Genomic DNA, 13,358 nt, shown 5'->3' with positions numbered 1-13,358 from the left:
GTCACACCACCCCCAACAGATAGACCACGGTAAAGACGCAGATCCACACCACGTCCAGGAAGTGCCAGAACAGGCTCAGGCAACTGAGCCGGGTGGCGTTGGTGTTGGTCAGGCCTTTCTGCCGAACCTGCACCATCAGCACCGCCATCCAGATCAACCCCGTCAGCACGTGCGCGCCGTGGGTGCCGACCAGGGTGAAGAAGGCGGTGAGGAATGCACTGCGGTCCGGTCCGTAGCCTTCTGCGATCAGGTGGTGGAACTCGTTGATTTCCATGGCGATGAAGCCGGCACCGAGCACGAACGTGAGCCCCAGCCAACGCAGCACCAGGCTTTGCTCGCCGCGGTTCATCGCCAGCATCGCGTAGCCGTAGGTGATGCTGCTGAGCAACAGCAGCATGGTTTCGGCAAGCACATAGGGCAGTTCGAAAATATCCATGGTCGACGGACCGCCCGCCACGCTGTCGCGCAACACCGCATAGCCGGCGAACAAGGTCGCGAACAGGATGCAATCGGTCATCAGGTAGATCCAGAACCCGAAAACGCTCAGGGATCCGGCGTCTTCATGCCCGTGTTCCTGGGTATGAGCGACGTCTTTTTCAATCACGATATTGGACATGGATCAAGCCTCTGCCAGGTCTTTGAGACGTGCCGTTTCGATGCGCGCGACTTCCTCGGCGGGCACGAAGTAATCAGTGTCTTCGTCGTAGCTGCGCACCACGAACGCCACCACCGAAGCCACCAGCCCGAACGCCGCCAGCCACCAGATATGCCACACCAGGGCGAAGCTGCAGATCAGCGCAAACAGGCTGATCACCAGGCCCGAGGCGGTGTTGCGCGGCATGTGGATGGCGCGGTAGTCGGTGTGGTTCAGGGTGCTCACACCGCGCTCCTTCATGCCCCAATAGGCGTCCAGATCATTGACCTTGGGTTGCTCGGCGAAGTTGTACAGTGGCGGCGGGGAGGAGGTGGCCCACTCCAGGGTGCGTCCGTCCCATGGGTCGCCCGTGAGGTCGCGGTATTGGTGACGGTTGCGGATGCTGACGAACAGTTGCAGGGCCTGGGCGATCACGCCGCAGAGAATGATCAGCACGCCCAGCACTTCCAGCAGCAGCCACGGCCGCCATTCCGGATTGTCGAAATGGTTGAGGCGTCGGGTCATGCCCATGAAGCCCAGCACGTAGGACGGCATGAAGGCGAAATAGAAGCCGATCAGCCAGCACCAGAAAGCGATGCGCCCCAGCTTGTCGTTCAAGCGGAAGCCAAAGGCCTTGGGGAACCAGTAGGTCAGGCCGGCCATGTAGCCAAACACCGCGCCGCCGATGATCACGTTGTGAAAGTGCGCGATCAGGAACAGGCTGTTGTGCAGCAGGAAGTCAGCGCCCGGCACGGCCAGCAGTACCCCGGTCATGCCACCGATGCTGAAGGTCACGATAAAGCCCAGGGTCCACAGCATCGGGGTCTCGAAACGGACCCGGCCACGGTACATGGTGAACAGCCAGGTAAAGATTTTCACCCCGGTCGGCACGGCAATGATCATGGTCATGATGCCGAAGAATGCGTTGACGTTGGCCCCCGCGCCCATGGTGAAAAAGTGATGCAGCCACACGATGAACGACAGCACGGTAATCGCGATCGTTGCCCAGACCAGCGACACGTAGCCGAACAGCCGTTTACTGCTGAACGTCGCGGCAATTTCTGAAAATACCCCGAACGCCGGCAGGATCAGGATGTACACCTCCGGATGCCCCCAGGCCCAGATGAGGTTGACGTACATCATCGGGTTGCCGCCGGCTTCGTTGGTAAAGAAATGCATGCCCAAGTAACGGTCCAGGCTCAGCATCAGCAGGGTGGCGGTGAGGATCGGAAACGACGCCAGGATCAGCACCGAGGTGCACAGCGCGTTCCAGGTGAACACCGGCATCTTGAACAGCGTCATGCCTTCGGTGCGCATCTTCAAGATCGTGACGAAGAAATTCAGCCCCGTCAGTAACGTGCCTATGCCGGATATCTGCAGTGACCAGATGTAGTAGTCCACCCCGACGCCGGGGCTGTACGCCAGCCCGGACAACGGCGGGTAGGCCACCCAACCGGTTCGCGCGAACTCACCGATCCCCAGTGAGACGTTGACCAGCGCGGCACCGGCCACGAACAGCCAGAAGCTCAACGCGTTAAGAAATGGGTAGGCCACGTCGCGTGCGCCGATCTGCAACGGCACCACAACGTTCATCAAGCCGACCACGAAGGGCATGGCCACGAAAAAGATCATGATCACGCCGTGGGCGGTGAAGATCTGGTCGTAGTGTTCCGGCGGCAAATAGCCCGGCCCGCCGCTGGCGGCCATGGCTTGCTGGGTGCGCATCATGATGGCGTCGGAAAAACCGCGCAGCAGCATCACCAGCGCGACAATGATGTACATGCAGCCGATTTTCTTGTGGTCCACCGAGGTAAACCACTCGCGCCACAAATAGCCCCATTTGCGTTTCCAGGTGATCGTGCCCACCATCGCCACGCCGATCAGCCCGATGAAGGCCAGCGTGTACATCACAATGGGTTCAGTGGTTGGAATCGCATCCCATGACAGTTTTCCGAACATTGTTATTGCTCCTCGGCCAGCAGACTGGGGTGTGGATCGGCGCGTTTTTGCGCGCTGCTCAATGGCGCGCGCCTGGTTTTATTGGCCTTGTTCATGCCTTCGTATTTATCGACGATGTCCAGGAACAGCCGCTCCTGCACCGCCGAGTAATAGGTCACCGGGTGCTTGATGGTGGGCTTGGCCAATTGCGCGTAGCTGGTGTGGTCAAGGGGCTTGGAGGCACCCTTGACCTTGGTCACCCAGGTTTGAAAGTCGGTGGGGCTCAGCGACAGCGCAGCGAAATGCATGTCGGAAAAACCGGGGCCATTGTAGTTGGCGGCAATGCCCCGGAACTCGCCGGTCTCATTGGCGATCAGGTGCAGCTTGGTCTGCATGCCGGCCATGGCGTAGATCTGCCCGCCCAGTGCCGGGATGAAGAATGACGTCATGGCCGCGTCGGAGGTGATGGTGAAACTCACCGGCGTGTGCACCGGCAGGGCCAGTTCGTTGACGCTGGCGATACCCAGGTCGGGGTAGATGAACAGCCACTTCCAGTCGGTGGCCACGACCTGCACGTTGATCGGCGGCGTGTCCGAGTCGAGCGGGCGATAGGGGTCAAGGGCATGGGTGGTTTCCCACGTCACCCAGCCCAGGGCGATGATGATCAGCAGCGGAACGCCCCACACCACCGCTTCGATTTTGTGGGAGCTGGCCCAGCGCGGCGAGTAACGCGCGTTCTTGTTGGTCGCACGGTAGCGGTAGGCGAATACGAACATCAGCACGATCACCGGCACCACCACCAGCAACATCAGGCCGGTGGCGAGGATAATCAGGTCGCGTTCATCGGTTGCAACCTGTCCCTTGGGGTTGAACACCACCAAGTTGCAGCCGGTTAACAAGAAGAGGCTGGCCAGAGATGCCAGGCAATAAGCAATCGTTCGTTTCATGCCTTGCTCCTGTATTGAAAACTTCCGTTGTTACAGTGCCGAAGCCGCCGCGCCTGTGCGCAAGAAAGTTGGTTAAGCGAAACGTTGCCGTTGCGCTTGTTAATGCTTGGCACACTTAATTGTTTAACGTCCGGCAATACGTCGCCGTCAGTCGATAAAATGCATCGACTGCCAGGTTTCGCTGGCTTTGCCGCCGCTCTACAGGGCGCGTTTCACCGCGCTCCCGAACAATTTGAATGAGCCCTCAGGGGTTGGTTTAACAAAATGTTACTCCGCCTGACGAACGGTTTAACAAGCGAAACGCTATTAGGGTTCTTATAGGTGCATGATTGAAATCGTCTTGGAAAAAAGACGTAATCCCTGCTAAAGAGTTCATGTATTAGTTGAGGAGCAACCCACTAACGGTCTTGGAGAACAGCTATGTTCATTCGCGGCAATACCTATAAGGCCTGGGCCGAGAAGGCACTGGAAGAAGAGTGCTTTACCCAGGAAGTGGAAAACGGCTGCCATATCGAAGTCAGGGCCCGGGAGCGGGAGGACGCTGATATTGAAGTGCTGGTCAGCGTGTACACCGCCACGGGTCAATGTGTGGTCGAGCGCACCAGGCAGTTGCCTGGCACCGAATGGACCGTGCACGACGCGCTCAAGCGCGGCATTGATCAAGCGGAACGGATTGCTGGCGGGGAATCGGGTCGATTGCCCTGCGCTGACGCACACTTGCCCGATGACGATTGACGGGGCGCCTGCGCCGGTTCGCAGCGGAAAACGGAACTTTGGTGACGCGGGCATTTTCCATTGCAGATAGCCCCCGCGTCAGCCGGCCCGCGCCGACTGATCGCTGATAACAATCCGCCGCCAGAGCCGCCCATGTCCGAATCCAGTTTGAGCCAAGCCGAACCCTCCAAGCCGTCCTTGCGCCGTGCCGTAACCGGCCCGATGTTGTTCCTGTTTATCCTCGGCGACGTGCTCGGCGCAGGCGTGTATGCGCTGGCCGGCACCATTGCCGGCCAGGTGGGCGGGGCGATCTGGGTGCCATTGCTGGTGGCGTTGTTCTTCGCCATGCTCACGGCAGGCTCGTACGCCGAGTTGGTGACCAAGTACCCGCATGCGGGCGCCGCTTCGGTGTTCGCCGAAAAGGCCTTCAAGTCGCCGCTGATTTCATTCCTGGTGGGCTTTTGCATGCTTGCCGCCGCCGTGACCAGCGCCGCCGGGTTATCCCTGGCGTTTGCCGGCGACTACCTGGCCGCATTCATTGACGTCTCGCCCCACTGGGCGGCGCTGGTCTTTCTGCTGGTGATCGCGCTGTTGAATGCCCGCGGGATCAAGGAGTCCCTGGGCGCCAATATGGTGATGACCTGCGTGGAACTGTCCGGGCTGTTGTTGGTGGTGGTCGCTGCGGCCTGGTGCTTTCAGTCCGGCGAAGCCAATCTGGGGCGGGCGTTCGAATTCAAACCCGGCATCAACCCGATGCTCGCCGTGCTCGGCGCCGCATTGCTGGCGTTCTATTCGTTTGTCGGCTTCGAGACGTCGGCCAACCTGGCGGAAGAAATCCGTGGGGTGCGCAAGGTTTATCCGCGCGCGCTGTTCGCCGCGTTGATCGTGGCGGGCATTGTGTATATGGCGGTCGGTATCGCCGCCTCCGTGGTGCTGCCGATGGACAAACTGACGGCCACTTCGGCACCGCTGCTCGAAGTGGTGCGCGCCTCGGGCCTGAATATTCCCCCGCAACTGTTTGCCTTCATCGCCTTGGTGGCGGTCGCCAATGGCGCGCTGCTGACGATGGTCATGGCCAGCCGCCTGACCTACGGCATGGCGCGCATGGGCCTGCTGCCGGAGCCGTTGTCACGCGTGTTGCCCAAGCGCCGTACGCCCTGGGTGGCGATCATTGCCAGCACGGCCGTGGCCATTGCCTTGACCCTGACCGGCACGCTGGCGGCCTTGGCCGAGACAGTGGTGTTGTTGCTGCTGTTTGTGTTTCTCAGTACTAACCTCGCGGTGCTGGTATTGCGTCGTGACACCATCGAGGAAAAGCATTTTCGTGTGCCGAGCTGGGTACCGGTGCTGGCGATTGTTTCGTGTCTGATTCTGCTCAGCCAGCAGAGCCTGGATACCTGGCTGCGGGGTGGGGCGCTGATTGTGCTGGGCATGGTGTTGTATGGGTGCAATCGGTTGGTGGCGCCGGCGGTGCAGGCGGGGTGAGGCTGATCGAGTACATATCCGTTATTTAGGTTGTGGCTGCTGGCGGTTCCGCTCTTACAGCGGGTCACTTTTGGAAGGACCCAAAAGTAACCAAAAGGTCCTCGCCCCACCACTCGGCACCTCGCTAGTGCTCGGTGTGCCCGAACGCAGGCATGAATCCGTGGGCCGCCGCAATGGGCCATCCATGGCCCAGTCCAGCTAACCCGGCGTCCTGCCGGGTTACCCACGGATTCAAGCCTGCGTTCGGCCAGCGTGGTTTAACGGGGCGCTTAAGATCAAAAGCAGATCAAAAGCAAAAGCGCGGCGGCCTTAGAGCCGACCGTACCTTGTGTCGATCCGGGTCCAATGTGGGAGAGGGCTTGCCCTAATGTCAGTCAGTTAAGCGTACACCGCCGTCTGTAGGAGCGAGCTTGCTCGCGAAAAACGTCAACGATAACGCGTGCTTCCTGAATGAACGCGGCGTCTGTGAGTTTTTCGCGAGCAAGCTCGCTCCTACAAAAAGCCTTAACTGACTGGCATTAGGACTTGCCCCCGATGACGGTGTGTCAGCCACTGATGCACTCACTGACTCTCCTCATTGGGGCAAGCCCCAGCGTATCCACGATGCGAAGCGAGCCGCTTGCTTTTGATCTTGGGCACACCGAGCATTAGCGAGGTGCCGAGTGGTGGGGCAAGAGCCTTTTGGTTACTTTTGGGCTTTTCAAAAGTGACCCGCTGTGAGAGCGGAACCATCAGCGGCCGTTACTGAAACAACGGATATGTACCCAATCAAACCCCAACCTCAGGGCCTGAACACCACCCGCAAACACTCATCCGATTTCTCCTTGAACAACTTATACCCCTGCGCCCCGTCCTCCAGGCTCATCGGATGAGTCAGCAAATAAGCAGGGTCCAACTCACCCCTCTGAATATGCTCAAACAGGGTCGTCGCATACCGTTGACCCGGCTGCTGCCCGGATTTCAACGTCAGGGCCTTGTTGACGATCGCGCCCATGGGAAACTTGTCGAGCACCCCACCATAGACACCCACCACCGATACCGTCCCGCCTTTGCGACACGCGCGGATGGCCTGCCTGAGCACCGTGCCGCGTTCGGTGTGCAGCCGGAGCAATTGCTTGGCCTTGTCATAGGCGTAGTCGATTTCGGTGCCATGGGCCTCCATCCCCACGCAATCGATGCAACGGTCCGGCCCACGCCCGCCGGTCAGTTCCAGCAAAGCCTCATGCACGTTGGTTTTCTCGTAGTTGATAGGGATCACCTTGCCGCGCTCTTGGGCCAGGCGCAGCCGGTCGGGGTAGCGGTCGATGGCGATCACCCGTTCCGCGCCCAGAAGGTACGCGCTGCAAATGGCCATCTGGCCCACGCCGCCGCAACCCCACACCGCCACGGTATCGCCGGGCTGGATACCGGCATTGTCCGCGGCGAAGTAACCGGTAGGCGCCGCATCCGAAACAAACAGCGCCTGCTCGTCGCTGACACCTTCGGGCACCTTGAACAGGTTGACGTCGGCAAACGGCACCCGCACGTAGGTCGCGTGGCTGCCAGGGTAGCCGCCGAAGGCGTGGCTGTAGCCGAGGATGCCGCAGCATGGCTGGCCGTACATCAAGTCCGTCGCCGACGGGTTGGGGTTGGAGTTGTCGCAACAGGAAAAATCGCTGCGCTGGCACGGTTCGCAGTTGCCGCAGCCGATAATCGAAATGGTCACCACTTTGTCGCCCTGGCGCAGGTCGGTGATGCCCTTGCCGACCTCGACCACTTCGCCCATGAATTCGTGGCCGATGATATCGCCAGGCTTCATGGCCGGTACGTAGCCGCCCAGCAGGTGCAGGTCGGAACCGCACACGGAAGACAGCGTCACGCGAATGATCGCGTCACGCGGGTTGAGGATCGTCGGGTCGGGGACATTGTCCACTTGCAACAGGTTCGGAGCTTGCCAGGTGAGTGCGCGCATCAGTGAGGTCCCCCTTCAATGGCGACGCCGGTTTTGACGGCCGGGTGATCGGTGGTCACCTGGTCATCGGCGGCGTGTACGTAAAAAAAGTCGTCATCCTGTTCCGGTCTGAGGCGGTTGCTGCTGACCTCGCCGGTTTCCAGTTGCTGTTTCACGGCCTGCAGTGCATTGAGCAAGGCTTTGTCGCTGAACAGGCTGATCGCCCGCGCCAGGCCATAGCCCAATTTGCCCATGGCCGGCTTGCACACCACCACCGCTTTGACTTGAGTGCCACGGCCAGCGGGGGCAGGGATGAGCGAGACGGTAATGTCGTGCGCCCAGCGCGCATCGCCCGGGGTTTTCCAATGCAACACCGAGGGTTCCTGGGATTGGGTCTGGATCAAGGTGCACTGCACGCGCTTGCCGGCGGGAGCGCGCAGCGTCCAGAGCGTGGTGTCCGGTGCAAGCTGTTCGACACTGTCGACCCAGCGCAGCAGCGGGCCGATCTGCTCGGGCCGGGCGAGGAAGGCAGACACCTCCTCAAGCGGGCGTGCAATTGTGATACTGCGTGTGATCGCCTCGCTGATCGGCCAGTGATGCTCGCGACTGAACTGCTGTTCGAAAGGCGTTGGCGTCAGCGCTTGTTTGAGTGAGCAATGGCCGGCGTAACCGCGAAATACGGCGTAGGCGCCTGCCGCGCTGTGCAATGCGCCGCCCAGTCCGCCTTTGCGCCAGCCTTGCAGCAGCAGGGCAGCGCCGGCCGTCAACGAAAGCGCGCGTTCAGCCTTGGTCAGTGTGCCGCGTCGGTGGGTGTCTTGAGGGGTGTGGTTGGCTATCAGGGGTTGCTCAGGCATTTTCCAGTCCTCCTACGGGTGTGTTTTCGGTAGAAAATCCTGCGCCGTTTGAGGTTCCGGTGCATTTCACGATGGGGGGATGAAAGGTATCAAGGCGGGTATTGATCATCGCTGTCAGTGGTTGGGGATTCATTCAGAAGCCCCCGCGGCGGCATGCGCCGACGTGCGAAATCGTCCCACCGCTCGGGCTCACGTTGTTCACCGCAGCGCACGCACACATAGACATTTGGGTCCAGGCCCAAATAGTAGCCTTTGCGTATATAAGGATGGTCACAGGTATCTGGCCGATAGCCCAGGCCTGTACGCATACATTGTTTAGCCATATGAACTGCGATCAAAAAAAAGCCCGCACTAAGTACGGGCAAGACAGGAGTTTTTACCAAGAGTCTGGAGTGAACAGACTCACTATTGAGAATCAAAAAAAAGCCGGTGGTTTATTCTTTTTTCAGGGATTGCCGACGAATGGTTGTTAAGCACTGAAAAAGCAAAATCTGTCATTAAGATAAGAAAAATTCTGAACCTTCATTCTGCTCAAACAACAAAAAAACAGAAGGAGCGGTTATGAAAAATTCTTTATATATCATTGAATACGACTATCACCAAACGCCGAAGTCTTTCATTATAAGGGCGGAGTTCATGAACAACGCGGAGGCTTGGCATTGGGCATGTTGCGATGCCGGCATCGGCGTCATCCCACGCTCGCGCAATGAAAAGATCAAGCGAATAAGCAAACCCCTTGCCGAGCGCTACGGCCTTGAAAATGTAAGATGGAGACCATCCGGCAGTGTTCCGTTTGTTGCACAACCCTATGTGCCGCCACCACCCGAATGAGCGCATCCTTTAGTTGAATGAGTGCATTCGAGTGTGTGCGGCTATTTTTAAAATCTACTGTTTTCCACGGCGCTCCTGAAGTTTGTATAACTTCAGAACGCTGCGTTGAAGTGCCTCTTTCATCAGCTCGGCCGAATAGGTGTTTTTGCATGTCGGGCAGAGCATTTCCGACGCTGTCGACACCAGGTAGGCAGGTTCCTCCGTGGTCGGTTCATAGGGCTGTTTGCATTGAACGCAACGACGGTTCGCTTGTGAGTCTGGCACATCAGTTCCTCCCTGAATGGAATACCACCTTTCATGATTGGACGGATGTTTTCAACCAATAAACGTGCGAATTTCAAACAAGCGCTTAGTTGATATTTTAATGCCAGTATCCCGGCCGGCAGCAGGGGTGCGTGATGATCGGTCGAGTCGCTTCTTCCTGCTGTGCAATCTCCCCCCTATTAACGGCCTCAGGAGTGAATGAAGCAGCTCACAAACTCCGCCTTGATCACGGGCAGCTCAATTGCGTGGATCAGGCCGGCGGCCAGCGCCTGGTGGGGGTCGAGAATGCGCGGTGCGGCGATCAGGTACTTTTCCGTTTCCAATGTTTCGCTGGCACCGGCGGTGCGCTCGGCCACGATGCGGGCATACAGCTGCAAGTCGTAATCGAGGCTCATCGCGTATTCGGACATGCGCGAATGATCGACTGCGCCTTGCACGTGCCAATGAAACGGATGGAACAGGAATTTGCTGTGGATGCAGGCAGTCCGGCGCTCGCCGGCGAGAAAGATGATGTTGCCCATTGACTCCACCGTGCCCAGGTTATGGGTATGCACCGGTATTGGCAGGGACATCAGGAAGTTATACATGGTGAACCCGTAGCTGCATTCACCGCCCATGGTTGCAATGTTCACCACCAGGCCCGAGGCGTCTTGCTGCACGGCCAACGAGGCTTTTTCGATCAGTTGGCTGCAGGTTGACGCAGTGACAGGGCCGGTGAAATTAATAATGTGTAAAGGCATGGTGTCCCTCATCAATGAAAGCAGGGGAGCCTGGCCCCCCTGCATCAAGCACATCAGCTGTTGCGGCCACCGCCATGGCTGTTCTCGCCGCCTTTACGCCCGGCTTCGGAAGCTTTCTCCCGGTCGTTGGCGAAGTTACCGCCACTGTTTTGACCACCTTTACGGCCGGCCTCGGAGGCGCGTTCGGGATCATTCTTGAAGTTCCCGCCGCTGTTCTGGCCGCCTTTGCTACCCGCTTCGGCAGCGCGCTCAGGGTCATTCTTGAAGTTCCCTCCACTGTTTTGGCCGCCCTTGCTGCCGATCTCTTGATAGAACTCTTTGTCATGGGAGGCCGACGTGGCTTCGCCACCTTTTTTACCGGCTTCATTGACGCTCATTTGGCCTTTCTTGTCTTGAGTACTCATGTTCAGTTACCTCGTCGTTATGTCGGTTGTCCAACGTTCATTTCGATCTTGCAGGGAACTTACACTTAGTCGTGCGGGTGCACGGGCTATAAGTGTCTCTCGCACAATGGTGGTGTTTGCGTCGCACCGATAGTTGCTTCGGCGAGTTCAACGGCTTGCTGGCGTTCGTAACATGGCGTTGTGTTAGAACCTGTGCCGGATTTAGCCCCGGTTCGCACTTCCACCATTGATCGGTGATGCAACTCGCCACGCTGGTAATCAATTGACGCTCGCATGATTAATGCCCTTCGTTATGACTTGCGTCCACCACCGTGACTGTTCTGGCCGCCTTTACGACCCGCTTCCGACGCTTTCTCGCGGTCGTTGGCAAAGTTGCCACCTGACGCCTGGCCGCCTTTCTTTCCCGCCTCCGACGCTTTCTCGCGATCGTTAGCGAAGTTGCCAGGGTTTTTATTGCTAGTGGTCATAACAATACTCCAAGTTCAGTTGTCGTTTCGCTAGTTGCCCATTTATGCAACGGACATCTACTCCGATAAGAGCAAGCGGCCAGATGTTTTGAAATTTTTTCGAAATGGCGATGAACGGTAGTGTGTAGCGAAAAACTTGTACAAAATGGCTGTTTGTGTGCCGCTTCGTATAACTTTTTAACTTGGGTTGATATTGAAATAATGGCGATGCCTGCTATTGGACTGAGTTGCCAATGTGCCGTCATTAAATGCAATAACCGCTTTGCCTGGTTTGCGGCTGGCGGTGACCTTTGCCTGGCGCCCTCTCGAAACGGCGCATGCCCAGGCCCACTCTGTTGCTGCGGCCCCGCCGGACTGCTTGTATGCTTGCGCCCCGGAACCGGTGGCCCCTGTGAGTACCGACGTTCAAATGATGGCTGGAACGGAAACCGGACTTCCTTAAGGTGCTGACGTGAAGCGCGATACCCGTCTTGTGATGCTTTTGCTGTTGGTGATCGGCTGTTCCCTGACGTCGTTGACGATCTGGAAGGTCCTGTCTTCCCGCGAGCGGGCGCTGGCGGAAGTGGACGTGCACGGCTTGAACCTGACCCAGGCGCTCACTACCTACACCGAAGGCATCGTGCGGCAAAGCGCGCTGCTGTTGCTGGGGCTGGTCGAGCGCCTGGAAACCGAAGGCAGTGGCCCCGCGCAGATCCAGCGCATCAGCACCTTGATCCGTCGACAACAGCCGCTGATGCCACAACTGAGCGGTATCACTATCTACGACCGCCAGGGCGGTTGGCTGATGTCGTCCAATCGCTTGATTCCGGCGGGTGCCAACAGCAGCGCACGTGCCTATTTCATCCATCATCGCGACGATCCGAGCCGTGAGCCTTTCATCGGCCCGCCGATTCAGAGCCATACCAACCGCGAGTGGGTGGTGACCATCAGCCGCCGTTTCGATGACGCGGCCGGCAACTTTGCCGGGGTGGTGGCCGTGACGCTGGGGGTGGAAAACTTTCTACGGGTGTTCGGCAAACTCGATGTCGGCCAGGAGGGCGCGATCGGTTTGTCCTACACCGACGGTACCTTGCTGGTGCGCTACCCCTTCCGCGAGCAGGACATGGGGCGCAACTTTTCCAAGTCGCCTATCTATTCCCAGCATCTGGTGGACCGCTCCGTCGGTACCGCTTCGCACACCTCCAGCCTGGATGGAGTAGAGCGGCTGTATGCCTTCCGCAAAAGCGAGAGCCTGCCGCTGATCACTACCGTTGCCCTGGGCAAGCACGAGTCGCTGGCGGCCTGGCGTATCGAAGCTGCGTTGTCGGCGGTGGTGGTGGCGGGGCTGCTGGGGCTGACCGGTTTGATCGGCTGGTTTCTGATCCTCGATATCCGCCGGCGAACCCTGGTGGAAGAGGCGCTGCGTATTGCCCAGCAACAGCTGCTCGATTCCAACCGGCAGCTTGAATTGCTGGCAATGAAGGACGCGCTGACCGGCCTGGCCAACCGTCGCTGCTTCGATGACACCCTGGCCCTGGAAGCGCGTCGGGCTCAGCGCGATGGCACTTCATTGGCGTTGTTGATGATTGATATCGATTATTTCAAGCGCTACAACGATGCCCTGGGTCACGTCGCCGGCGATGCCTGCCTGCAGAGGGTCAGCCAGTTGTTGGAAACCTGTGTACGGCGGCCTTCGGATCTGGTGGCGCGTTACGGCGGAGAGGAAATAGCCATCATCATGCCCGCGACCGACGGCGAAGGCGCGGCGGTGGTAGCGCAATTGATCATTGATCGGTTGCTGCGGGAAAACATCGTACATCCGGGCAGTCCGTTCGGGCGTGTGAGTGTGAGTATCGGCATTGCGGCGGCGGCGGGTATTGAACTGGAGCGCTTGCTCAGCTTGATCGAGGCGGCCGACAAGGCGCTTTATGGGGCGAAGTCGGCAGGTCGCAATGGCTTTGCGCTGAATTGATCGCAATCCAAATGTGGGAGGAGGCTTGCCCCCGATGGCGGCCTCAGGGCCGACCAGGATGCTGGATCAGACCGAGTACATATCCGTTTCTGCGGTAACGGCTGCTATGGGTTCCGCTTTTACAGCGGCTCACTTTTGAAAAGCGCAAAAGTAAGCAAAACGCTCTTGCCCCGCCACTCGGCACCTCGCCCAGGCTCGG

General features: G+C 58.7%; 12 protein-coding genes. 4 read left to right on the top strand and 8 right to left on the bottom strand.

Annotated elements, in window-relative coordinates:
* Nucleotide 1: 1 nt before the first annotated feature.
* The 3 genes from TU82_RS22760 to cyoA are packed head-to-tail and all read right to left on the bottom strand — an operon-like array spanning nt 2 to nt 3,519.
* Entirely contained in the window at nt 2–616 is a 615-nt protein-coding gene (locus TU82_RS22760; protein ID WP_057725500.1) for a cytochrome o ubiquinol oxidase subunit III, read from the bottom strand.
* Nucleotides 617–619: 3 nt separating this feature from the next.
* Entirely contained in the window at nt 620–2,593 is a 1,974-nt protein-coding gene (gene cyoB, locus TU82_RS22755; protein ID WP_057725499.1) for a cytochrome o ubiquinol oxidase subunit I, read from the bottom strand.
* A 2-nt stretch (nt 2,594–2,595) separates the two neighbouring features.
* Nucleotides 2,596–3,519, bottom strand: coding sequence for a ubiquinol oxidase subunit II (gene cyoA, locus TU82_RS22750; protein ID WP_057725498.1), 924 nt, complete (start codon nt 3,517–3,519; stop codon nt 2,596–2,598).
* A gap of 420 nt (nt 3,520–3,939) precedes the next feature.
* Here cyoA and TU82_RS22745 point away from each other — a divergent pair, with 420 nt between their 5' ends.
* Together TU82_RS22745 and TU82_RS22740 are read left to right on the top strand one after the other, a co-directional pair.
* Entirely contained in the window at nt 3,940–4,254 is a 315-nt protein-coding gene (locus TU82_RS22745; protein WP_057725497.1) for a hypothetical protein, read from the top strand.
* A 132-nt stretch (nt 4,255–4,386) separates the two neighbouring features.
* Nucleotides 4,387–5,718, top strand: a complete 1,332-nt coding sequence (locus TU82_RS22740) for an APC family permease (protein ID WP_057725496.1) — start codon at nt 4,387–4,389, stop codon at nt 5,716–5,718.
* A gap of 781 nt (nt 5,719–6,499) precedes the next feature.
* On the opposite strand, the gene TU82_RS22735 is transcribed toward TU82_RS22740, so the two are convergent.
* Nucleotides 6,500–7,669, bottom strand: coding sequence for a zinc-dependent alcohol dehydrogenase (locus TU82_RS22735; RefSeq protein WP_057725495.1), 1,170 nt, complete (start codon nt 7,667–7,669; stop codon nt 6,500–6,502).
* Nucleotides 7,669–8,502 carry an SRPBCC family protein gene (locus tag TU82_RS22730; protein WP_057725494.1) on the bottom strand — a complete coding sequence of 278 codons (834 nt, stop codon included), beginning with the start codon at nt 8,500–8,502 and terminating at the stop codon, nt 7,669–7,671. The genes TU82_RS22735 and TU82_RS22730 overlap by 1 nt, the downstream gene beginning before the upstream one ends.
* A 561-nt stretch (nt 8,503–9,063) precedes the next feature.
* Here TU82_RS22730 and TU82_RS28265 point away from each other — a divergent pair.
* Nucleotides 9,064–9,333, top strand: a complete 270-nt coding sequence (locus TU82_RS28265; RefSeq protein WP_082632069.1) for a DUF6555 family protein — start codon at nt 9,064–9,066, stop codon at nt 9,331–9,333.
* 452 nt (nt 9,334–9,785) lie between these two features.
* On the opposite strand, the gene TU82_RS22720 is transcribed toward TU82_RS28265, so the two are convergent.
* The 3 genes from TU82_RS22720 to TU82_RS22710 form a co-directional block, all read right to left on the bottom strand.
* Entirely contained in the window at nt 9,786–10,337 is a 552-nt protein-coding gene (locus TU82_RS22720) for an ATP-dependent Clp protease proteolytic subunit (protein ID WP_057725492.1), read from the bottom strand.
* A gap of 53 nt (nt 10,338–10,390) precedes the next feature.
* Nucleotides 10,391–10,741 carry a con-10 family general stress protein gene (locus TU82_RS22715; RefSeq protein WP_057725491.1) on the bottom strand — a complete coding sequence of 117 codons (351 nt, stop codon included), beginning with the start codon at nt 10,739–10,741 and terminating at the stop codon, nt 10,391–10,393.
* Nucleotides 10,742–11,031: 290 nt separating this feature from the next.
* Complete coding sequence (locus tag TU82_RS22710) at nt 11,032–11,208, bottom strand: con-10 family general stress protein (RefSeq protein ID WP_019821495.1); 177 nt, start codon at nt 11,206–11,208, stop codon at nt 11,032–11,034.
* A 451-nt stretch (nt 11,209–11,659) separates the two neighbouring features.
* On the opposite strand from TU82_RS22710, the gene TU82_RS22705 reads away from it, so the two are divergent.
* Nucleotides 11,660–13,159 (top strand): sensor domain-containing diguanylate cyclase, encoded by a 1,500-nt coding sequence (locus TU82_RS22705; RefSeq protein ID WP_057725490.1) that lies wholly within the window; start codon nt 11,660–11,662, stop codon nt 13,157–13,159.
* The last annotated feature ends 199 nt before the right edge of the window (nt 13,160–13,358 follow it).

The organism is Pseudomonas orientalis (assembly GCF_001439815.1).
Lineage (GTDB): Bacteria > Pseudomonadota > Gammaproteobacteria > Pseudomonadales > Pseudomonadaceae > Aquipseudomonas > Aquipseudomonas orientalis.
Note: the sequence above shows the minus strand (reverse complement) of the source record. Positions and strands in the feature narration are given on the sequence as shown.